General features: G+C 73.2%; 18 protein-coding genes. 4 read left to right on the top strand and 14 right to left on the bottom strand.

Translation table 11 applies throughout. The annotated features are described in order from the left end of the window. Positions 1 to 183: 183 nt before the first annotated feature. Together P3T34_RS32225 and P3T34_RS32220 are read left to right on the top strand one after the other, a co-directional pair. Positions 184 to 1,023 (top strand): patatin-like phospholipase family protein, encoded by an 840-nt coding sequence (locus P3T34_RS32225; RefSeq protein WP_280669569.1) that lies wholly within the window; start codon positions 184 to 186, stop codon positions 1,021 to 1,023. A 211-nt stretch (positions 1,024 to 1,234) separates the two neighbouring features. Beyond that, positions 1,235 to 2,623 carry a S53 family peptidase gene (locus tag P3T34_RS32220; RefSeq protein WP_280669568.1) on the top strand — a complete coding sequence of 463 codons (1,389 nt, stop codon included), beginning with the start codon at positions 1,235 to 1,237 and terminating at the stop codon, positions 2,621 to 2,623. 108 nt (positions 2,624 to 2,731) lie between these two features. On the opposite strand, the gene P3T34_RS32215 is transcribed toward P3T34_RS32220, so the two are convergent. Then, positions 2,732 to 4,519, bottom strand: coding sequence for a hypothetical protein (locus P3T34_RS32215; protein ID WP_280669567.1), 1,788 nt, complete (start codon positions 4,517 to 4,519; stop codon positions 2,732 to 2,734). A 267-nt stretch (positions 4,520 to 4,786) separates the two neighbouring features. On the opposite strand from P3T34_RS32215, the gene P3T34_RS32210 reads away from it, so the two are divergent. Then, a complete protein-coding gene (locus P3T34_RS32210) occupies positions 4,787 to 5,710 on the top strand; it encodes a S1 family peptidase (RefSeq protein WP_280669566.1) in 924 nt (307 codons plus the stop codon). Positions 5,711 to 5,766: 56 nt separating this feature from the next. On the opposite strand, the gene P3T34_RS32205 is transcribed toward P3T34_RS32210, so the two are convergent. The 5 genes from P3T34_RS32205 to P3T34_RS32185 form a co-directional block, all read right to left on the bottom strand. Further along, positions 5,767 to 6,681 (bottom strand): DUF4190 domain-containing protein, encoded by a 915-nt coding sequence (locus tag P3T34_RS32205; RefSeq protein ID WP_280669565.1) that lies wholly within the window; start codon positions 6,679 to 6,681, stop codon positions 5,767 to 5,769. A 108-nt stretch (positions 6,682 to 6,789) separates the two neighbouring features. Beyond that, the gene (locus P3T34_RS32200) at positions 6,790 to 7,971 is read right to left on the bottom strand and encodes a DUF6596 domain-containing protein (RefSeq protein ID WP_280669564.1); all 1,182 of its coding nucleotides are present in this window, start codon (positions 7,969 to 7,971) and stop codon (positions 6,790 to 6,792) included. A 10-nt stretch (positions 7,972 to 7,981) separates the two neighbouring features. Further along, entirely contained in the window at positions 7,982 to 8,350 is a 369-nt protein-coding gene (locus tag P3T34_RS32195; protein WP_280669563.1) for a YciI family protein, read from the bottom strand. 351 nt (positions 8,351 to 8,701) lie between these two features. Further along, complete coding sequence (locus P3T34_RS32190) at positions 8,702 to 9,292, bottom strand: class I SAM-dependent methyltransferase (RefSeq protein WP_280669562.1); 591 nt, start codon at positions 9,290 to 9,292, stop codon at positions 8,702 to 8,704. A gap of 36 nt (positions 9,293 to 9,328) precedes the next feature. Next, entirely contained in the window at positions 9,329 to 9,499 is a 171-nt protein-coding gene (locus tag P3T34_RS32185) for a hypothetical protein (RefSeq protein WP_280669561.1), read from the bottom strand. Between the two features lie 120 nt (positions 9,500 to 9,619). Here P3T34_RS32185 and P3T34_RS32180 point away from each other — a divergent pair, with 120 nt between their 5' ends. Then, positions 9,620 to 10,003 carry a helix-turn-helix domain-containing protein gene (locus P3T34_RS32180; protein ID WP_280669560.1) on the top strand — a complete coding sequence of 128 codons (384 nt, stop codon included), beginning with the start codon at positions 9,620 to 9,622 and terminating at the stop codon, positions 10,001 to 10,003. Between the two features lie 70 nt (positions 10,004 to 10,073). Here P3T34_RS32180 and P3T34_RS32175 read toward each other — a convergent pair whose 3' ends face one another. The 8 genes from P3T34_RS32175 to P3T34_RS32140 form a co-directional block, all read right to left on the bottom strand. After that, on the bottom strand, positions 10,074 to 13,862 hold the full coding sequence (locus P3T34_RS32175) for a LysM peptidoglycan-binding domain-containing protein (RefSeq protein WP_280669559.1): 3,789 nt from the start codon (positions 13,860 to 13,862) through the stop codon (positions 10,074 to 10,076). Further along, positions 13,862 to 14,338 carry a hypothetical protein gene (locus tag P3T34_RS32170; protein WP_280669558.1) on the bottom strand — a complete coding sequence of 159 codons (477 nt, stop codon included), beginning with the start codon at positions 14,336 to 14,338 and terminating at the stop codon, positions 13,862 to 13,864. The genes P3T34_RS32175 and P3T34_RS32170 overlap by 1 nt, the downstream gene beginning before the upstream one ends. Positions 14,339 to 14,355: 17 nt before the next feature. Then, a complete protein-coding gene (locus tag P3T34_RS32165; protein WP_280669557.1) occupies positions 14,356 to 14,790 on the bottom strand; it encodes a pilus assembly protein in 435 nt (144 codons plus the stop codon). Next, positions 14,787 to 15,182: a TadE/TadG family type IV pilus assembly protein gene (locus P3T34_RS32160; protein WP_280669556.1), complete on the bottom strand. Its 396-nt coding sequence runs from the start codon at positions 15,180 to 15,182 to the stop codon at positions 14,787 to 14,789. Before P3T34_RS32160 ends, P3T34_RS32165 begins: the two co-directional genes overlap by 4 nt. Next, the gene (locus tag P3T34_RS32155; RefSeq protein WP_280669555.1) at positions 15,179 to 15,445 is read right to left on the bottom strand and encodes a hypothetical protein; all 267 of its coding nucleotides are present in this window, start codon (positions 15,443 to 15,445) and stop codon (positions 15,179 to 15,181) included. Before P3T34_RS32155 ends, P3T34_RS32160 begins: the two co-directional genes overlap by 4 nt. Positions 15,446 to 15,546: 101 nt before the next feature. After that, entirely contained in the window at positions 15,547 to 16,434 is an 888-nt protein-coding gene (locus P3T34_RS32150; protein WP_280669554.1) for a hypothetical protein, read from the bottom strand. Next, entirely contained in the window at positions 16,431 to 17,399 is a 969-nt protein-coding gene (locus P3T34_RS32145; RefSeq protein WP_280669553.1) for a type II secretion system F family protein, read from the bottom strand. The genes P3T34_RS32150 and P3T34_RS32145 overlap by 4 nt, the downstream gene beginning before the upstream one ends. A 40-nt stretch (positions 17,400 to 17,439) precedes the next feature. Continuing rightward, positions 17,440 to 19,101, bottom strand: coding sequence for a CpaF/VirB11 family protein (locus P3T34_RS32140; RefSeq protein WP_280669552.1), 1,662 nt, complete (start codon positions 19,099 to 19,101; stop codon positions 17,440 to 17,442). Positions 19,102 to 19,103 lie beyond the last annotated feature (2 nt).

Genomic DNA, 19,103 nt, shown 5'->3' with positions numbered 1-19,103 from the left:
AGTCTCACCCCGGCCGGCGCCGTTCGCGCCGGCTGTCCGCCCATAGCGCAAGTTGTCCGCCACCCGCGAACAGTGGCGGGGTCGGCCAGGTCGGCCGGGCCTTCGGGAATGGATCACGGCTGACGGGTGCTCAGAACAATTGGGGACAGTTGGGGGCAGACGAAGATCTTTGAAGGAGCGCAGATGGCTGTGACACGGGCTCTGGTCCTGGGCGGCGGCGGAGTGGCCGGGATCGCGTGGGAGGTCGGGGTGCTCGCCGGCCTGGCCGAGCAGGGTGTGGACGTCAGCGGGGCCGACTTCCTGTTGGGGACGTCGGCGGGTGCAGCGGTGGCCGGGCAGCTGGGCAGCGGGCTGGCGCTGGAGGAGCTGTTCCGCCGGCAGGTAGAGCCCGCCCTGCAGAACGTCGAGCTGGCGCCGACCGGCACGTCCGTCTCCGAGCTGATGATCCGCCTGACCGAGCTCGCCGCGACCATCCCCGATCCGGTCGAACTGGCCCGCCAGATCGGCATCTTGGCGCTGAGCGCCGATACCGTGACGGAGCCGGAGCGGCGCGCGGTGATCGCCGGGCGGCTGCCGGTGCACGAGTGGGCGCAGCGGCGGATCGCCGTGGTGGCGGTGGACGCCCACACCGGCGTGCCGCGGGTGTTCGACCGGGAGTCCGGCGTCGGGTTGGTGGACGCGGTCGCCGCGAGCTGCGCCGTGCCGGGCATCTGGCCGCCCACCACGATCGACGGCGCCCGCTATCTGGACGGCGGTGTCCGCTCCAACACCAACGTCGACCTCGCGGCCGGCTACCAGCGGGTGCTGATCGTCGCTCCGATGGTCGACCCGATGCTCGACGCGGGCCTGCGCAAGCTCCCCGAGCAGACCCGGGTCCAGCTGATCGCCCCCGACGAGGCGTCGGCCACCTCCTTCGGCGTCAACCCCCTCGACCCCGCCGTACGCACCCCGGCCGCCCGGGCCGGGTTCGCCCAGGGGCGGCAAGCAGCGGCCACCGTACGGGAGTTCTGGCTGGGCGAGTAGAACCAGGGGCGACCAGAAACCTTTACCTCGGTTTGACGCCCGGTGCGTCACGCTGGGCGTCTGGCGGAGCTATCGACCATCCGAGTTACCTGTTGGGATGGCGTGCGGTCATGTCAAGAGTCCGAATTGACTATAGATTCATCGGCTCTTCACACGATGGGATAACCGGACCGACCATGTGTTCGGTCCACCCCTCCATCAAAGGAGTTCCATGGGCACCTCCCCCGTCACCGCGGGCCCCCGACGCTCCATGACCGCGCGCGCGCTGGCGCTGCTCGCCGTCGGGGCCACCGCCCTGACGGCAGGCACGGTTACCGCGCAGACCACGGTTGCCGCTGCCAGCACTCCGGCCGGTGTGACCTTCAAGTTGCAGCCCGCCTCCGCAGGCCACTTCAGCGCCGCCGCCCGGCCGGCCCCGCTGTCGACGTCCGACTGCGTCACGCAGATCGGCATCCACTGCTACTCGCCGCTGCAGTACCGCACCGCGTACAACCTGAACCCGCTCTACAAGCAGGGCATCACCGGCAAGGGTCGGACGATCGTCATCGTCGACTCCTTCGGCTCGCCGACGATCCAGCACGACCTGGAGACGTTCGACAAGCAGTGGGGCCTGCCGGACACCCAGGTCGAGGTGCAGAAGTGGGGCAACGTCCCCGTCTTCGACCCGAAGAACGCGGACATGACCGGTTGGGCCGGCGAGACGACGCTCGACGTCGAGTACGCCCACTCGATCGCACCCGACGCGCACATCCTCCTCGTGGAGACCGCCGTCGCGGAGACCGAGGGCGTGACCGGCCTGCCCGAGATGATGGACGCCGAGCAGGCGATCATCAAGCAGGGTCGCGCCGACGTCATCTCGCAGAGCTTCGGCGCCACGGAGAACACCTTCCCCGGCTTCGACAAGGGCGACTACTCCTCGCTCACCAACCTGCGGTACGCCTTCAAGGCCGCCGCGGCGCACAACGTCACCGTGCTCGGCGCCTCCGGCGACAACGGCGCGACCGACGCCTCGGACGCGGCGGGCGACACCTACGCGTACAAGGTCAACTCCTGGCCGTCCTCGGACCCGCTGGTCACCTCGGTCGGCGGCACCCAGCTGACCCTGGACAACAACGGCAACCGCACCGCGCCCGACAAGGTGTGGCACGACGCCTACGGCGCCGGCGGCGGCGGCGTCTCGGCCGTCTTCAACCGCCCGTGGTACCAGACCGGCGTGGCCAACGTGGTGGGCGACCACCGCGGCACCCCGGACATCAGCATGAGCGCGGCGGTGGACGGCGCGGCCTGGACGTACGACTCGTACGACCCGACCGCTGTCGGCTGGCACCTGACCGGCGGCACCAGCGAGGCCACGCCGATCTTCTCCGGCGTCGTCGCGCTCGCCGACCAGGCCGCCGGCTACCGCCTCGGCCAGCTCAACTGGCGGATGTACGGCCTGTCGCTGCTACCGGCCCAGTGGAGCGGCATCACCGACGTCACCACCGGTGAGAACGGCTGGGCCGGCGTGACCGGCTACACCGCGGGCAAGGGCTACGACCTCGCCTCGGGCCTCGGCACCATCGACGGCGCGCGCTTCGTGCACGCGCTCGCCGGTCGCTGACCGCCTGACCGCCTGACCACCCCTGGGCTGCCCGCTCCCGTCTCGACGGGGGCGGGCAGTCGCCGTTTTGGCGTGTCTACCTGCCTACGTGCCTACCTGCCTACATGTCTACTGGCCCAAGGGGTCGGCGAGTTGGGCGAGATAGCGTTCGGCGGCGCGCAGCTTGCGACCGTCCGGGCCGGGCAACTGGGCGCGCAGCTCCAAGATTCCCGGGGCCGTCCGCAGCGCCTGCTCACGGTCGGCGATCGCCCGCCAGCAGGCCTCGGCGTTGGTCGCGGCGCGCTGGGTCTCGGGGTCGTCCGGCCCCTGGGTGGCCAGCAGGACGAGCGCGACCTCGCGGTAGAGGCCGGCCGCCTGCCCGGACTCCCCCGCCAACCGGGCGATATGGGCCCGGACCTGACGAATCATCAGGACGGGCGGGGAGGCCGCGCCGCTCGCGGCGACCGCACCCTGCTCAAGCTCCAGCGCGAGTTCGGCGGCGGTCAGGTGCTCGCCCGCCTCGGCGCTGCGCACGATCCGGCCGAGCGCCTCGCGGTAGTCGGCGGGCGGCGTCGGCGGAGCGGGCGGGGTCGGCGGAGCCGGCGGCGTGGGCTCAACGGGCATGGCGGGCGGCGTCGGCGTGGGCAAGTCGGGCTCAACGGGCAAGGCGGGCTCAACGGGCATGGCGGGCGGGGCCGGCGTGGGCAGGTCGGGCTCAACGGGCAAGTCGGGCTCAACGGGCATGGCGGGCGGGGCCGGTGGCTCCGGGGCCTGCTGCGGCGCGGCCTTCGCCAGCGTCACCGGCTGGATCGGTCGCGGCGGCGTCGGCGGCACGTACGGCTTGACCAGCAACACCTCACCGCGGTCCGTCACTTGCTCGGGAGGCGCAGGAGGAGCGGGAGGCGCGGGCGGCGCGGGCAGCACCAGCGGCACGGACACCACGGGCGGAGCCGGCGGAGCCGCCGCCTGGACTGTCGCCACCTGCGCGTTCGTCGCCTTGGCTGTCGCCGCCGACGAGCGGGCCGTGTTGCGGAAGATCGGCCGGTCCGGCCCGTGCGAGGCGAAGACCAGCCCGTCCGGCCGCAGCACCGAGTGCACCTGCGAGCGCAGTTGCTCGGGCGCCAGCAGCGGCCCGGCCCCCGGCTGCCCCCCGTGCAGCGCCTCGATCAACGCCCGGGTGAACGTGCCGATCTGCTCGGCGTCCGGGCTGACCACGGCCCACAGCGGGAGCCCGTCCACCAGCGCCGCCGGCGCCGTCTGCAGCAGCGGCCAGGCCGTCGGGTCGGCGCTCAGGTCGGCGATCACCAGGGTGTCCCACCCGGCGGGGCGGCCGCGCAGCTCGGCTGCGATCACCTGCCAGGCCAGCCCGTCCTGGCGAACCGTGCCCGGCTTGGTGTCCCGCAGCGTCAGATGCAACCCACCACCGCGCTTGTCGAGCGCCAGCTGGCCACCGATGTGCACCAGCAGCGGACCGGGATGCCGGGCGGCCGCGCGCAGATGGGCCAGCACGGTCTGCGGATCGCTCGCCGAGGGGAGGTGGACGGCGTCGACCGCGTCGGCCGCGAGCAGCGTCTGCGGCGAGACGGCCGCGAGCATCGCGGAGAGCACCGGCGGCTGGCCCGCGCCACCGCGACCCCAGCCGCGCCGGCCGGCCGCGCCGTAACCGCCCTCCACCGCGAGGAGTCGGCCGCGCAGACCACCGCCGACCACGGCGAGTCCCTCGCCCGCCGCGAGCGACGGAGCGGGCGCGAGCGGCGAGAGGTGCGCGGGCCGGGAGGGCTGCGCGAGCGGGGAGGGATTCGCCGGCGGGGACGAGCGGAACCGCTCCGGAATCGCGTCCTCGATCACCGGCAGCAGCGCCGTCTTCTCAAGTCCCGTGCCGCCCGGCCCGCCCGAGGTCGCTGCACTGTCCGCCAACGCCGGTCACCACCCCGTCCGCCGTTCCTGGCGGTCCTGTTGCCCTGCCCGCGAGTCGCGACGACCCACCGGCGCTCCCCCTTTTCCGCGCCACCTTACGGGGTGTCCGGCCCTTCCCTCCAGGCCGGGGTTCCCGCGCGGGGCAACGTCCCCGCGCCCGACTGATCCGATCGGGTGAAGTGCCGCACGTCCGCAGTCGAACTGCTTTTCCCCGTGCCTAAAGTGACGCCACACTCCCCTGCCCACTCCCCCCGAAGGAACCCCCCGATGAAGCTCACCACCAAGCGAGCCCTGCTCCCCATCACGCTGCTGGCGCTCGGCGCCGCCACCGTCCCCGCGGCGGCGGCGATCCCGCACGCGGCCCACATGCTCTGCCTCCCCGACCAGCTGGGCCAACTGCGCGGGCTGCAGTCCAGACTCGACGGTCTCGCCCGGGCCGGCCAGGCCGGCGGCGGCCAGTACTGGTACGTCGACCAGGCGCAGTGCAGGGTCGCCGTCGCCGTGCTGCGCACCGCGGACACGCGCTCGACGGACAGCTTCCTGGCCGCCGCGACGGAGAGCCCCGAGCTGGTCAACGTCACCGTGGTCGACTCCGCGGTCTCCTCCCGGGTCGCCACCGTGCCGGCCCCGCCGGACGCGGCCGCACCGCAGGCGCAGCTGAGCTTCAGCGGCGGCACCCCGATCTTCAGCGGCACCAGCGGCACGGTCTACGAGTGCACCAGCGGCTTCAACAACTACCACCCCGGCACGACCACCACCGCCGGCCACTGCGGCAAGGCGGCACCCACCTGGTACGACGGGAACAAGAACCAGCTGGGATCGGTCAGTTCGGCGGTGTTCCCCGGGCACGACTGGGCCGTCATCACGCCCACCGGCGACTGGACGCTGAACAACACGGTCATCTACAACGGCGCGCCCAAGAACATCACCAATTTCGCCGCGCCCAAGCTGGGCGAGCAGGTCTGCGGGACGGGCGCGACCAGTGGCACCCAGTGCGGCTATGTCGAGGCCACCAATGTCTCGGTCAACTACTCCGAGGGCGTGGTCACCGGACTCGTCGAGAGCACCCAGAACGGCAACGCGGGCGACTCCGGCGGCCCGGTCTACGACGGCGGCACGGGGCTCGGCCTGATCAGCGGCGGACCCGAGGGCGGCGGCGGACCCACCTTCTTTCAGCCACTGAACTTCTGATCCCCGATCGGCAGCTGCCCCCGCCGGGCCGCGCTCAGGCCGAGCTCAAACCGAGCTCAGGCCGCGGCGGGTGCGGCGCTGTCCTCCGGCTGCGTGCCGATGCCCGGGTCGACCGGCTCGTCGTTGTCGTCGAGCGAGAACGCCTTGCGGGCGGCGGCCAAGGCGGTCGCGGGGTCGTTGGTCCGCAGGGCTGCTTGGAGCGCCCCCACCGGGTCGGTGGTGTTGACGGCGGCCGCCTTCCACACCGTCCCGTCGGCCTGGAGGCTGCTGACCAGCGTGGCGATCTGGCCCTTGACCTCGGTCGGCCACTGCCTCTTGTTGAGCGTCTCCACGGTGTCGATGAGGGCCTGGGCGGTGCTCTGCAAGTCCTCCGCCGCCATCGCCGGGTCGGTCTCCGGGACAGTCAGCTCCTGGTCCCGCATTTCGAGCTCGGCGGTGTCGTCCACGAAGTCCTGCTGAGTCTGGGTCAGCTCGGCGGGGCCACCGGAGTCGCTGGGCAGGGGCGGCAGGGGCTCGGACGGAGCGGTCACAGTGGGGTACCCGTGGAAGTTCACGAGGTCGCCGAACGCGCTTGCCGTCCCCGCGATCAGCCCGAGCGTCCCGAGCACGACCCCCGCGATGGCCAGCCCGAGCCCGCCCTGGCGGCGACGCCGGAGCTGGACCAGCGCGGCGATCCCGAAACCCAGCGCGGCCGGCCAGAGGCAGCAGGTGACACCGGTGACCAGCGAGGTGATGGCCAGCCCGTTGGTCCCCTCGACCACCTGGCGCTCCTCGGACCGGTACCCGTACGGCCCGGCCTGCCCGTACGGATACGGGTGCGCGTACGGGTACGGGTACGGGCCGGCGCCGGGCGGCGGCCACGGGGCACCGGCGGGGCGCGCGTCCTGCGGTGCACCACCCTGCGGCGGCGCCCACGGATCACTCGCACCGGTCTCGTCCGGCGCTGCGTCCGGTCGTGCTGCGTCGGTCATGCTCCCGCTCCCCCAAGCCTGCTGCCGGCTGCCTGCACAGCCGTTCGATCGTCGCCGGACTCTAGCGGATCACGGAGACACCCGACGCGCGCAGTCGGTCCTAGACCGTCAGCGCGAGGCCCGGCGCAGCAGGTACTCCCGCTCCGGCAGGCTCAACGTGAGCCTCGCCGCCCGCCGGTAGTGCTCGCGTGCCTGGTCGTGCTCACCGGCCAGGTCGAGCAGATGCCCGCGCACCGCGTCCAGCCGGTAGTGACCGGCGACCCGCTTGTCGGCGTCGAGCGTGGCGAGCAGGGCCAGCCCCGCTGCCGGGCCGTGCACCATCGCGGTCGCGATCGCGCGGTTCAGGGTGACCATCGGGTTCGGCGCGGTCCGGTCCAGGATCTTGTAGAGGACCAGCACCTCGGCCCAGTCCGTCTCCTCGGTGGACGGCGCCTCGTCGTGGATCGCGGCGATCGTGGCCTGCAACAGGTACGGCCCGGCCGGCCCCCTGGGCAGGGTGGCGGAGACCAGCGCGACGCCCTCCTCGATCTGCTCACGGTCCCAGCGGCTGCGGTCCTGCTCGGCGAGCGGCACCAGCACGCCGTCCACGCTGCGCGTCTCCCGCCGGGCATCGGTGAGCAGCATCAGCGCGAGCAGCCCGGCGACCTCGCCGTCGTCCGGCAACTGCCGGTGCACCTCGCGAGCGAGCCGGATGGCCTCCGCGGCCAGCTCGACCCGCTGGAGGTCGGGCCCGGAACTGGCGGTGTAGCCCTCGTTGAAGATCAGATACAGCACCTGCAGCACCGCAGGCAGCCGCTCGGAGTCGTCCGGGAACCCGGTGCCCTTGATCGTCTGCTTCGCCCGGCTGATCCGCTGCGCCATGGTGGACTCCGGGACCAGGAACGCGCGCGCGATCTGGGCCGTCGTGAGGCCGCCGACGGCCCGGAGCGTCAGCGCCACCTGCGAGGGCGCCGACAGCTTCGGGTGGCAGCACAGGAACAGCAGGCGCAGCGTGTCGTCGACGTGCCGGGACGGGTCGTCGTCAGGCGGCGGCTCCATGGCGACGGCCAGTTCGCGCTCCCGTCGGGCCGCCTCACTGCGCCAGTGGTCGGTCAGCCTGCGGCCGGCGACCGTGACCAGCCAGCCCGCCGGCCTCATCGGCACACCCTGCTCCGGCCACTGCACCGACGCCGCGAGCAGCGCCTCCTGGACGGCGTCCTCGCACGCTTCGAACTGCCCGTGCCGGTGGACGAGCGTGCCGAGGACCTGCGGCGCCAGGCTGCGCAGCAGGTCCTCGATCTCACCGCTCACCGGCGACCGCTCAAAGATCGGCGCCGCAGGAGAACATCACCGGACGAATCTCGACCGACAGGCCCTTGACCCGGGTGTCCGGGATGAGCTTGGCGATCTCGACCGCGCGCTCCTTGCTCTCGCAGTCGACCAGGTAGAAGCCGCCCATGTGTTCCTTGGCCTCGATGAACGGCCCGTCGGTGACGGCAGGCGCGCCGCCGGTGCCCGCGACGACGATCGAGTTCGCCGGGTCGGCGAGCGCCTGGGTGAGGATGAACTCCCCCGAGTCCTGGACGGTCTTCATGAACTCGCCGTGGCCGTCCATGACGAGCTTCCGCTCGTCCTCCGAGAGGGCGTCCAGGACCTCCGGGTTGACCTGCATGATCAGGAGGTACTTCATGTCCTTGCTCCTTGCGTCGGGTTCCGCCCCGGGGGGCGGCTCGACAGGGAGTCGGAGCCGTCCGGCGGCTTTCGACATCCCCTGGTGAGCAAATCTAGACGGGCACCTGGCCGTGCGCCCGGCTGAGCGCGTTCGGGTGCACGCCGACGCCCGCCGACGGACGCCACCCTCCAGCACGCCCTCGCCGCGATCACCCTTGTAGGGTCCGCGATTGCGTGAGCACTGCTTCCCGCAGGAACCCCCGAATCCGGACTCGGTGAGCAGGGGCAGTGTCGGTCGATCATGAGCAATCGGGGAAGGCCCATAGCTGTCTCGGCAGTGTTCGTGGCTTTTGCCCGGATCAACTTCCCCTCAGGTGGGCGCCGATGGTGCGACCTCGGAAGGCGCCAGGGCGTAGCAGTACCAGGTCGATTTGGGTGCTGTGATCGGCCGCCAGCGGTCGGCCAGGAGCGTGGCGACCTCGTCGGCGTTGATACCGCGGGGGCCGATGCTGCGACGTCGGCGTGGCGCGGCGCGTACGAGGAGGAGGGCTCCTGGCGCGGCAAGGGTGTTGACGGTGGCGGCCCAGCCCGGCCGGCGCCGTGCCGGGACTCCATGCAGGCAGCCGTTGTCGAGCAGGAGCGAGGTAGCGCTGGCGAGCCGGCCGTCGGGGTCGACTGTGTGTGGTTCGGTCACGTCGGCGACACGCCAGACGACTCGACCCCGTGGATCCTCGTGGCGGGCGGCGGCGATGGCCTCGGGTGTGTAGTCGATGGCCGTGACCGACCAGCCGTGCTCGGCGAGGTAGCGTGCCTGACGGCCGGTGCCGCAGCCGAGGTCGACGGCTTGGGCGGGTGGCAACGGCGCAGCACCCTCGACGAGGTCGGCCAGCGGGGCCGGTACCCCGGCCAGGTCCCAGGGAACGATGCCGAGACGGTAGAGCGTGCGGTAGGTGCGGCGCATTTCGACTCCTCTGCTGGCGGGTCGGCGGTCGGCTGATCAGCGCTCGGACTGCAGTCTGCGCGGATGGAACCACAGGAGCGCGCCGATGAAGAGTGCCGGAGCGAATGCGGCGGTGCTTACGCTCGCGCCGGGCGCCACCAGGAACAGCGCCCCGAGGGCCAGTTGGAAGACTCCGACGGTGACAAGGGTGACGCGTAGCGCTCGCATGGGTGGTGCTCCGTTCAGCCGGTCGACGATGCCGTGACAGTAGGCGAGCACCGAGGCCGATTGTCAAAGAGTGAACTAGTATCCGTTCTTGAACCATTGGCTCTGACCAGCGGAGACGTCATGAACAGGGAATGTGCCGACGAGACCTGCCCGGTGGCCCTGGCAGTGAGGATCCTCGACGGCAAGTGGACGATGCTCGTGATCCGTGACCTGCTCGGCGGCACCAAGCGCTTCTCCGAGCTGCGCACCTCGCTCGCCGGCATCAGCCCGAAGACCCTCACCGACCGGCTGCGCTCCCTCGAGGAGCACGGGCTCGTGCAGCGTGTCATCCACGCCGAGATCCCCCCGCGAGTGGAGTACACGCTGACCGACACGGGCCTCGGCCTCGAGCCCGCGATCCGCGCGCTGGGCGCCTGGGGCGCCACGATGGCCCCAGCACCGGCAGGCACTCCCGCAGTTGGCGTCAGCAAGGATCACAAGAAGCCGTCAACTGCCCGCCCCTGAGCCCGGACAGTGCTCATGATCGGCCGACACCGCTCACGAAATCGCGGACCCTACAACCCTCTCGGGCAGGTCAGGCTCCGGTGAGGAGGTCGCGTAGGAGGGCTACGGTGTCGGGGGCGAGGCTTCGGCCGGTGCGGCGGCTGAGGGCGTCCAGGCGGTTGACGGCCTTGAGGAGTTGGTCGCGGGCGCCGGCCGAGGCGTAGGCGTAGAACAGGTCGCGGTGCAGGAGTTCGACGTCGGGGGCGACGGCGAGGCCGCGGAAGACGGCGGCCTCGGCACTGCGGTGGTCGCCGTACTGCAAGCGGCGGGCGGCGAGTTCATGGGCAGTGTCGACGACGGCGGCGAGCATGTCCTGGCGGGCCGCCTCGGCCCAGCCGTACGTGGTGGCCGGGGTCTCGGCGAAGGGTGCGCCGCGGACCAGCGCCAGCGCGTGGGCGAGGGCCGCGTCGGCGGTGGTGCTGGTGCTGCGCATACCGCGCCGGTAGAGGCTGCGGAACTCGTCCCAGTCGCAGGTCACGGTGGGGGCGAAGGTGCAGCCGTCGGAGCCGTCGGTGAGCAGGAACGCGCGGCCGTCGGGGGCGGTGCCGAGCCAGCAACCGAGTTCGGCCAGTGAGGCGGGCAGCGCCTGGTCGGGACGGGCGTGGTCGCCGGGGTGCAGGGCGCGGTCCACGGCGGCGGGGTCGGCGCCCGGGTTCAGGGCGAGATAGGCGGCCAGCTCGGTGAGGCCGGCCAGGGCGGCGGGTTCGGCCGGGCCGGTGGCGCCCAGCACGTCGACCGGGCCGAGCAGGCGGATCCGCGGCGCGGTGCGCACGGCGTGCGCCTCCGGGGAGCGGAGGATCGAGAGCAGGTCGTCGGCGTCGGTCCGGACGGTCACCGAGGCCGTGGGGGCGGGCGCGGGTGCGGGTGCGGGTGCGGGTGCGGGTGCGGGCATGGGCGGTTCCGGGCGGACGGCCGCGCGCGGGTCGCCGGGGGCAGGGGGCGGGACGGCGTCGTGGATGGGCGCGGGCTCCGGCTCGGGGGCGATGGCGGGGACGACGGGGGCAGGGACGGGGTCGGGGGTGGGGGTGGGGATCGGGGCCGTCACCGGGGTCACCACCGGGCCGATGCTGGCCTGCAGGCCACGGCCGTTGCCGCTGTAGCGCGGCAGCGGAGAAGGAGCGGGAGCGGGAGCGGGAGCAGGAGCGGGCGAAGGCGAAAGCGAAGGCAGCGCGGGCGCAAGCGCCGGGGCCCGCGAGGCGGCGTAGGGGTCGTTGGCGGAGGCCGACGGGCCGGCCGGGGCCGCCGCCGGATCGACGGTCGCGAACGGGCTGCTGCCCGTCCCGATCAGCCGGGCGATCAGCCGGGGCCCGGCCTCCGGCACGCCGTCGGGCAGCGAGGCCCCGACGAACGGCGCGCTCGCCGCCGCACCCGCCGCGCCGACCCCGGCCAGCACCGGTACCGGCCTGGGCAGATCGGCCGGCTCCAGCTCCTCGCCGTCGAAGGTCCAGGACGGCGCCGGGTGCTGCTCCACCGATCCCGCGGTGTCCAGCAGCTCGCTCCAGTGGCCGAACTGCTCGTCCGTCAGCCGCTGCAGCTGGAGGGACAGGTGCAGTCCCGGCAGGGTCGCCGCGCCGGTGCTCGGCAGGGTCCAGCGGGCCACCGGGCCGGCGCCGCGTTCGGGCGCCCGGGTGACCACGGCGAGGCAGGTCCGCGGGCGCCCGTCGAGCAGCCGGCCCAGCTCGGACGGCACGTTGCCGCCCGGGGGTTGGGCCGACAGCAGGATCTCCGGCACCCAGGCCTCGTCGGCCTGGCCACGGCTGCGGGCATCCCTCGGGTGGGCGGCGCCGGCCGCGACCAGGGAGGCCCTGGCCGTGGAGGTGCGCGGGCTGAGCGCTCCGAGCGCGGACTCCAGGTCGGGGTAGCGGTGCACCCGGTCGACCACGGTGTCGGAGACCGGCAGGTCCTCGGCGAAGCCCACCAGGTGCAGGTTGAGCTTGTCGGCGAGCGGGCTGTGGGCGAGCTCCAGCGCGATGGTGCGCAGCACGCCGCGCGCGTCGTCGGGGTGGCCGGCCAGGTGCAGCAGGCGGACGGTCTCCAGGTCGGCGAGCACGGCGGCGCCGTCGGCGGCGGTGCCCAGGGTGACCAGCGCCGGGTAGGGCGCGGGCACCTTGGCGGCCTGCTGCGCGGAGAGCAGGTCGCCGGAGTCGCCGGCGCACCACCAGACGTTGGCGGCGTGCGCGGCGCGGAACGGTGCGATCGGTACGGCCGGCGCGGCGAGGTGCAGCTCGATGGTGCCGCCCGTGGTCACCCGGACGGCTGCCAGGGCAGGAAGGCGCTTGCCGGTGCGGCTGACGTTGCGGGCCAGGGTGCGCAGCGAGCGGTTCAACTGGTCGAGTCCGGTGCTGCCCTGACGGGTCTTCAGCTCCGACTCGAAGGCTGCGGCGGGCGCCGCCGGCATCGGGATCCGGTGCCGGGGGCGGCGGGCGCGCTGCTGGGCGCCGCGCCGGTTGGCGACGGCGCCGATCATCGCGGCGGCGAGCAGCAGGCCGATGCCGGAGACCGCCAGCGCGCCGTTGTAGTTGTCGCTGGGCGCCTCGGCCTTGGCGCCGGCCGGACGGGCCGCCGAGCGCGGCGCCTGGTCGGTGCCGGGGTGCGACGCCGCGCCCGGGTGGGCCTCGGCAGCCGGGTGGGCCCCGGCGGACGGGTGCGCGTCGGCGGACGGGTGCGGAGCCACGGGATCCGGAGCAGCGGCAGCGGCAGGCGTGGGTGCGGGCGCGGGCGGGGTCGCGGCAGGCGCGCCCGGGATCGTCAGCACCGTCCCGGCCACCACGACGTCCGGGTCGGTCAACCGCTCACCGTCCGGCTCCTGGACCCCCTTGTTCGCCGCGAACAGCTGCGGCCAGGCGTCCGAACTCCCCAGCTCCCGAAGGGCGATGGAGGACAGCGTGTCCCCGTCGCGGACCGTCGTGGTGGCATCGTGCGCGCCCGCGGGCTGCGCGGGCGCATCGGCGGCGGCCGCCGCAGGCGCGGCGTCCGGCCGGGCGCCGACCGGCATCAGCAGCTGCCAACCCGGCTGGATCGGCCGGTCCGCGTCGAAGGTGGTCCCCGAACCGTCCATCACCCGACCGGCGTTGAGTTTGGCGATCTCCTGCCAGCGGTCCCCCGAACCGAGTTGGCGCTCGGCGATCGACCAGAGGCTGTCGGCGGGCCGGCTGTCGCGCACGGTGTAGCTGGGCTGCTGCGGGTCGGCGGCGGGCAGCGCGAGCCTGGGCGTGCTCACCGGGGCCGCCGTGAGCGCGGCGTACTGCGGGGCGGCGGCGAGCTGCGCCGGAGCCGTCACGCCGGTCAACTGCCCTGGCGTGGCGGCGAACGAGGCGCCGGCCACCGGCAGCAGCGCGATCACCGCGCCGACCAGTCCGGCCGCCATCCGCTGGCTCCAGCCGAAGGCCGGCAGCCGCCTGGCCACCCGGCCGCGCAGCTGGGCCGGGATCTCCAGCAGCACCGAGAGCGCGAAGCAGAGCCAGCCGATCCAGCCGATGCCGACCAGTGCCCAGAGGAAGAGCCGCCCGTCGTCGGGCGTGCTGAGCACCTGCCAGAGGTTGTTGCCGCTGGTGGCCGCGCCCATGGCGGCCACCGCCTGCGTCCCGTCGTAGAGCAGCGCGGGCACGCCGACCAGCAGGACGGCCAGCACCAGCAGCGCACCGAGCGCCCCCGGCACCGAGCGCAGCGGGCTGCGCCGGCGCCCCGGCGGGCGGCCCGGGCGGTGACCGCCGGGCCGGGCGGCCGGGCGACCGGGCGACCCGGCGGCGTCAGGGGCCCCGGAACGGCCGCGGGCCGCGGCGCTCGGGCGGGCATGGACCTTGGCTCGTGGCGCGGCCATCAGGCGCCCCCCGTTTTCTCGACGCCGTGCACCAGAGTGGCGGTGCCCTTGCCTTGCACGGTCAGGGTGGGTGTGTTGAACAGCCCCAACAGGGCCGTCTTGTACGTGGTGTCGATGGTGACGCTGAAGCTGGCGGACTCCTTCTGGCCGGCCGGCAGCGGCTCGGCCTGCAGTCCGTACTGGGCGAGGTAGAGGTTGGCCGCCGCCTGGGCGGCGACTGGGTCGATGAGGAAGCCGTTGCCGCCCAGCAGCGCGCCCTGGTCGATCTGCTGCCCACCGACCCGGGCGGCCTCCTGGGCCAGCGCGTCAGTCCGCTCGATGGCGTTCAGGCGGCCGCCGCAGTCCAGCACAATGCCGATGAACAGCAGCATCACCGAGGCGCTGAGCGCCACGAAGATCGAGATGGTGCCCGCATCCCGGGCATCCCGGGCATCCCGGCCGTCCCGGTCGACCCGGGCGTCTCGACGGACCCTCACGTACCCTCCTCCCCGCCTCACTGCGACCGGTAGCGGTCGATGACCGATTCGTAGCTCCCCTGCACCGACACCCCGCCCGGTAGTACCCCCACCGGGAACAGATCACTCACCGGCACCGAGCAGCTGAAGTCAACCTTGACGAGCGTGAGTTGCTCGGTCGGGCTGACGGTGAGCGGCGTCCGCCGGACGTTGACCCGCAGACCCGGGCAGTGCACCCCCTGCCCGGACAGCACGGCGTTGACGCTGTCCGTCGCGACCTTCTCGTCCGTCTCCGTCGAGCGGTTGAGCGACACGCTGCGCGCACCGGCCCGGGCGGCGGCGTCCACCGTGCCGCTGACCGTCTCCAGCCGCCCGACGGCGACCGCGCCGCAGAACAGCAGCACGATGGCCGGCGCCAGGATCGCCGCCTCGATCGCCAGGCTGCCGCCCTGCGGATCGCGCCGCTCCTTCACTGCCCCACCCCCACGGGCCGCTCGATCGGCCCGGAGGCGGTCTGCTTGATCTTCAGACCGTCCAGACCGGGCACCATGATCATCGGGTCGAACTGCACGGTGACGCTCAGCTGGGTCCCGGTCCGGGCCGGTGTGATGAACGGGTTGCCGACCAGGTTGCCGAAGTTGCCCAGGAAACCCGTGGCGCGGTCCCGCGCGTCCTGGTCGGTGGCGTTGTACGAGCGTCCCGCCTCCACCGCCTCACGGGCGGCGCCGAGGGCCACGCTGTTGGAATACCAGAGCAGCGAGGTCTGCACGACGAACAGGACGAGGAAGAGCACCACCGGGAAGACGAGCGCGAAACTGATGCTGAGGACCCCGCTGTCGCGATCCCGGCGGCGCTCCCGGATCAACTGCCCAGTCCGGCGGGGACGCCCGGGGGAATCTTCTTCTCGACCTCTTTGCCGAGGTTGTTGATCAGGAGCAGCACAGCGCCGGCGATCCCGATCACCACGATCACGATCAGTGCCATCTCGATGCTCAGCGCGCCCCGGTCGCCCTCGGCCCGCGCGGCGCGCGCCCGGCCGGTGTGCACACGCAGCAGCATCGCCCCGAGCTGCAGGGGTAGTAGTAGCGGCGCCAGGAGCAGGACTGACAGACTGCGTAGGGTTTTCATCGTTCGCTCTCCCAGATGGACGGAATTCCGATGGGCCGGAATCGAGTTCGGAACGCGCATGGACTTCGGAACGCGCATGCGCTTCGGAGCACGCGTGGACTTCAGAACACATGGAGCATTTGGTACAGGGCGGGGAACACGATCAGCACGGTCATCAGCAGGGTGAGCGCTGCGCCGGGTGCCACCATCTGCTCGCTGTCCGAACCGGCCTTGGCCAGCTCGGCTGCCAGCAGCTCCTCCCGCAGGGCCTTGGAGCGGGCCCGCAGGGTGTCGTACACGGCCGCGCCGTCGGTGCCGGAGAGCCGCATGATGTCCGCGACGTCCTGGAGGGCGTTCAGGCCGAGCTCCTCGGCCAGGCCGTCCAGGCCGTCCCAGGGGGGCAGCCGGTCCGTGGAGGCGCGCTCCAGGGCGTCCCGGATCCGTCGGAAGACGGCGCCGCGGCCGACCGCGGCCGCGCGCAGCATCGCCTCGGCGGGGCCGTGGTCGGCGGCCCGCTCCAGCGCGACGAGTTCGAGGTAGGCCGCGACGCCGTGCAGGTACTCGGTCTTGGCCTCCTTGGCCTCACCCGACACGATGCCGTCCGGCAGCAGGTAGCCGGCCGCCGCCAGCGCCAGGCCGAGGCCGGCCGGAACGGCCACCGACAGGCCGATCCCGCCGAGCGCCGCCAGCGCCGAGAGGTAGCTCGGCAGCATCAGGCCGATCAGGGCGAAGAGCAGCTTGTGCGCCATGAAGCGGGCCGGGGTGCGCCCGATCAGGGCCAGCGACTGAGTCGGCACCCGCGAACCGACGAAGGCCAGCGAGCGGTCACCGAGCCGGTCGTACCACCGTTCCTGCTCCTCGACCAGCTCCACCCGGCGCTCCACCGGCACGCGGTGCAGCCGCTCCAGCGCCCGGCCCAACTCCGGTGGCGACGGCCGCAGTTCGGACACCAGCAGGGCAACTCCGCCGGCCGCGACGGCGCCGGCCAGGACGGCCCACGACGAGATCATCGGAACTCCTTCAGGCGGGCCTGCTCGGGGCCGGCCGCGTCGTCGTCCGGCTCGGTCGACTCGGGCAGCGCGCCCACCTTGCTGCGCGGGTCGGGCTCCAGCAGCCGTGGCAGCGGCGGGTTCGAGGCCAGCGAGCGCATCCAGGCGATCACCGCGACGAAGAGCGCGGCGAGGATGCCGAGCACCATCTGGCCCTGGAAGGTCGTATAGGGCGCCGTGTAGCGGGTGTTGAAGGAGCCGACCACGATCACCAGGAAGATGATGGTCACCAGCCAGCGGATGGTGGTGCGGTGCTTGGAGCGGTCCGCCTCGATCGCGCGGCGCTGGCGGACCTCCTCGCGGACCGAGCCGGCCAGGTCGGCGAGCGCTCGCGCCAGGCCCGGACCGCTGTCCCCGGAGCGCAGCAGCAGCGCGGCCAGCACCTTGTCCGCGGTGGCGTCCGCGAGGCTGTCGGCGAAGGCGCGCAGCGCGTCCTCGGCGCGCCAGCGGGCCTGCAGCCGGGCGGCCAGGTCCTCGATCTCGGTGGCCAGCGCGGCCGGCGCCGTCCGGCGGCTGGTGAGCAGCGCCTGGTTGATCCCGACGCCGAGCAGCAGGACGTCGGAGAGCCGCTGGGTCCACTCCGCCAGCGCCTCAAGGCGGACGATCCGCCGGGTGTCGGACTGGGTGGCCGCGAAGAGCCAGGGCAGACCGAAGACGGCCAGCGGGACCAGGGCCAGGGTCAGCGGGATCCGGGTGAACAGCCAGACCAGCGGGGCCGCGATGAGTGAGAGGGCGACCTGGATCCGGCGCAGTCGGCGCAGCTGCGGGCCGGCCGTCTCGGGGCCGCCGTACCAGAAGCGGTGCACGCGGTCGGCCAGCCGGCCGCGCTCGGCGCGCTCGGCGGAGCGGTTGCCGTTCAGGCCGACCAGCAGGGCGACCAGGCCACCGGTCAGCAGGAGCCCGCACAGGGTGTAGAGCAGCAGCATCAGCGGGGTCCTCCGGTGCGGCGGGCGAGGTGCGGACGGCTCATCGCAGACCACCGATCCGCAACGAGAGCGGTGCACTCCAACTCCCGTACGCGGACTGCAGCAGGCTCGCGTCGAAGCCGGCCCGGCGCAGGTCGTCCAGGCAGTTCGGCGGGGTGTGCGGGACGGCCCGGGGCTCGCCGAGGTCGGGACGCGGCCCGAACACGGTGTTCAGCGCCGGGCGGCCGTGCTCGCCGAGGCCGGTGATCTCCAGGACGTGCGAGACGAACCGGTGGCGCAGGCCGCCGACCGCCGTCTCGTCGACCATCGCCACATGCACGATCAGGTCGACCGCGTTGGCGGTCAGCCGGTAGGCGAGCGAGTCGGTCATGTGCGAGCCGTACTCCAGGCAGAGTTCGGCGATCCGGTCGACCACCATGTGCGGGCCGCGCGCGTGCAGGGTGCACATCGAACCGCCCTCGCCGTTGGTCATCACCCGCAGCATCGGGACCACCTCGCCCGAGCGGACCTCGCCGACGATGATCCGCGAGAGCGTCATCCGCAGCGCGGCGGGGATCAGCTCACCGATCGTCAACTCGCCGGCCGCCTTGCCGTCGATGCGCTCGCCGTTGCCCTCACGGGCCTCCATCGGGACGACCTGGCGCAGGTGGCCCAGGGTGTGCAGCCACAGCTCGAACTCCGACTCCAGCGTGCCGACCCGCTCGTCCGGCGGGATCTCGGCCGCCATCGCGCGCAGCAGGCTGGTCTTGCCGACGCCCTGGGTGCCGGTGATCATCACGTTCTTCCGGGCCCGGATCGCGGCGGCCAGGAAGGCGGCGATGGTCGGGTCGACGGTGCCCAGCGCGACCAGGTCGGAGAGCGTCGCCGAGGCGACCCGGTGGCGCCGGATCGCGACGTACGGGCGCGGGGTGACCTCGGTCATCGCCTGCAGGCGCATGCCGCCCTCCAGGCGCAGCGCCAGGGTCGGGCTCGCGGTGCTCAGGCTGCGCTCGCCGCCGCCGTGCTGGCGGGCCAGGTCCTGGAGCAGCTCGATGAGCTCGGCGTCGCTGTCGGCCACCGGCGGGACCTGCCGCAGCGGCTGGTGGACCCGGGAGATCCAGACGTCGTCGCAGCCGTTGATCAGGATGTTCTCGATCTCCGGGTCGTCCAGGTACGGCTGGAGGCGGCCGGCCCGGAAGAGCAGGTCGTAGACGGCCTCGGCGAGCGCGCGGTCCTGCTCGCGGGTCGGCGGGACGCCGTGGTTCTGCGCGTAGGCGTCCGACCAGCGGGCCACCGCCTCCTCGATCAGCGCTCGGCCGCGCTGGCGCCGGGTGGCGCGGTCGGCGTCCAGGCCCTGGCCGCCGGTCATCCGGGAGAGCTGCTGATGCAGTTCGGAGGCCACCTGGCGCTTGAGCTCGCGGGCGACCTGGCGGTCGACGGGCGGCGCGGTGGCGGCTCCCCAGGGGTCGAGGGCGGGCAGCACCGGGAGGCCGGACGGCGAACTGCCGTGCGGCTGCTGTTGCTGCTGGGGCTGCTGGAGTTGCGGCTGTTGCAACGGCTGCGGCTCGGTGAACTGGCCGACCGGTCGCGCGGTCGGCCGGACCGGGCCGGGGATCACCAGACCGGCCGCCGACTCGACGGCGTCGCCCTGGACGTCACCGCCCGGGTCGCCGAACGGCGTCCACGGCAGCGCGGCCGGGTCGGTGGCGGGACGGTCCCGCATCG

It is taken from the genome of Kitasatospora sp. MAP12-44 (assembly GCF_029892095.1).
Classification (GTDB): Bacteria; Actinomycetota; Actinomycetes; order Streptomycetales; family Streptomycetaceae; genus Kitasatospora.
Note: the sequence above shows the minus strand (reverse complement) of the source record. Positions and strands in the feature narration are given on the sequence as shown.

What these genes read in the sequence shown, in the direction of transcription:
- P3T34_RS32225 (WP_280669569.1), top strand. Translation starts at nt 184, where the DNA reads ATGGCTGTGACACGGGCTCTGGTCCTGGGCGGCGGCGGAGTGGCCGGG.
- P3T34_RS32220 (WP_280669568.1), top strand. Translation starts at nt 1,235, where the DNA reads ATGGGCACCTCCCCCGTCACCGCGGGCCCCCGACGCTCCATGACCGCG.
- P3T34_RS32210 (WP_280669566.1), top strand. Translation starts at nt 4,787, where the DNA reads ATGAAGCTCACCACCAAGCGAGCCCTGCTCCCCATCACGCTGCTGGCG.
- P3T34_RS32205 (WP_280669565.1), bottom strand. Translation starts at nt 6,681, where the DNA reads ATGACCGACGCAGCACGACCGGACGCAGCGCCGGACGAGACCGGTGCG.
- P3T34_RS32195 (WP_280669563.1), bottom strand. Translation starts at nt 8,350, where the DNA reads ATGAAGTACCTCCTGATCATGCAGGTCAACCCGGAGGTCCTGGACGCC.
- P3T34_RS32190 (WP_280669562.1), bottom strand. Translation starts at nt 9,292, where the DNA reads ATGCGCCGCACCTACCGCACGCTCTACCGTCTCGGCATCGTTCCCTGG.
- P3T34_RS32185 (WP_280669561.1), bottom strand. Translation starts at nt 9,499, where the DNA reads ATGCGAGCGCTACGCGTCACCCTTGTCACCGTCGGAGTCTTCCAACTG.
- P3T34_RS32180 (WP_280669560.1), top strand. Translation starts at nt 9,620, where the DNA reads ATGAACAGGGAATGTGCCGACGAGACCTGCCCGGTGGCCCTGGCAGTG.
- P3T34_RS32175 (WP_280669559.1), bottom strand. Translation starts at nt 13,862, where the DNA reads ATGGCCGCGCCACGAGCCAAGGTCCATGCCCGCCCGAGCGCCGCGGCC.
- P3T34_RS32155 (WP_280669555.1), bottom strand. Translation starts at nt 15,445, where the DNA reads ATGAAAACCCTACGCAGTCTGTCAGTCCTGCTCCTGGCGCCGCTACTA.
- P3T34_RS32150 (WP_280669554.1), bottom strand. Translation starts at nt 16,434, where the DNA reads ATGATCTCGTCGTGGGCCGTCCTGGCCGGCGCCGTCGCGGCCGGCGGA.
- P3T34_RS32145 (WP_280669553.1), bottom strand. Translation starts at nt 17,399, where the DNA reads ATGCTGCTGCTCTACACCCTGTGCGGGCTCCTGCTGACCGGTGGCCTG.
- P3T34_RS32140 (WP_280669552.1), bottom strand. Translation starts at nt 19,101, where the DNA reads ATGCGGGACCGTCCCGCCACCGACCCGGCCGCGCTGCCGTGGACGCCG.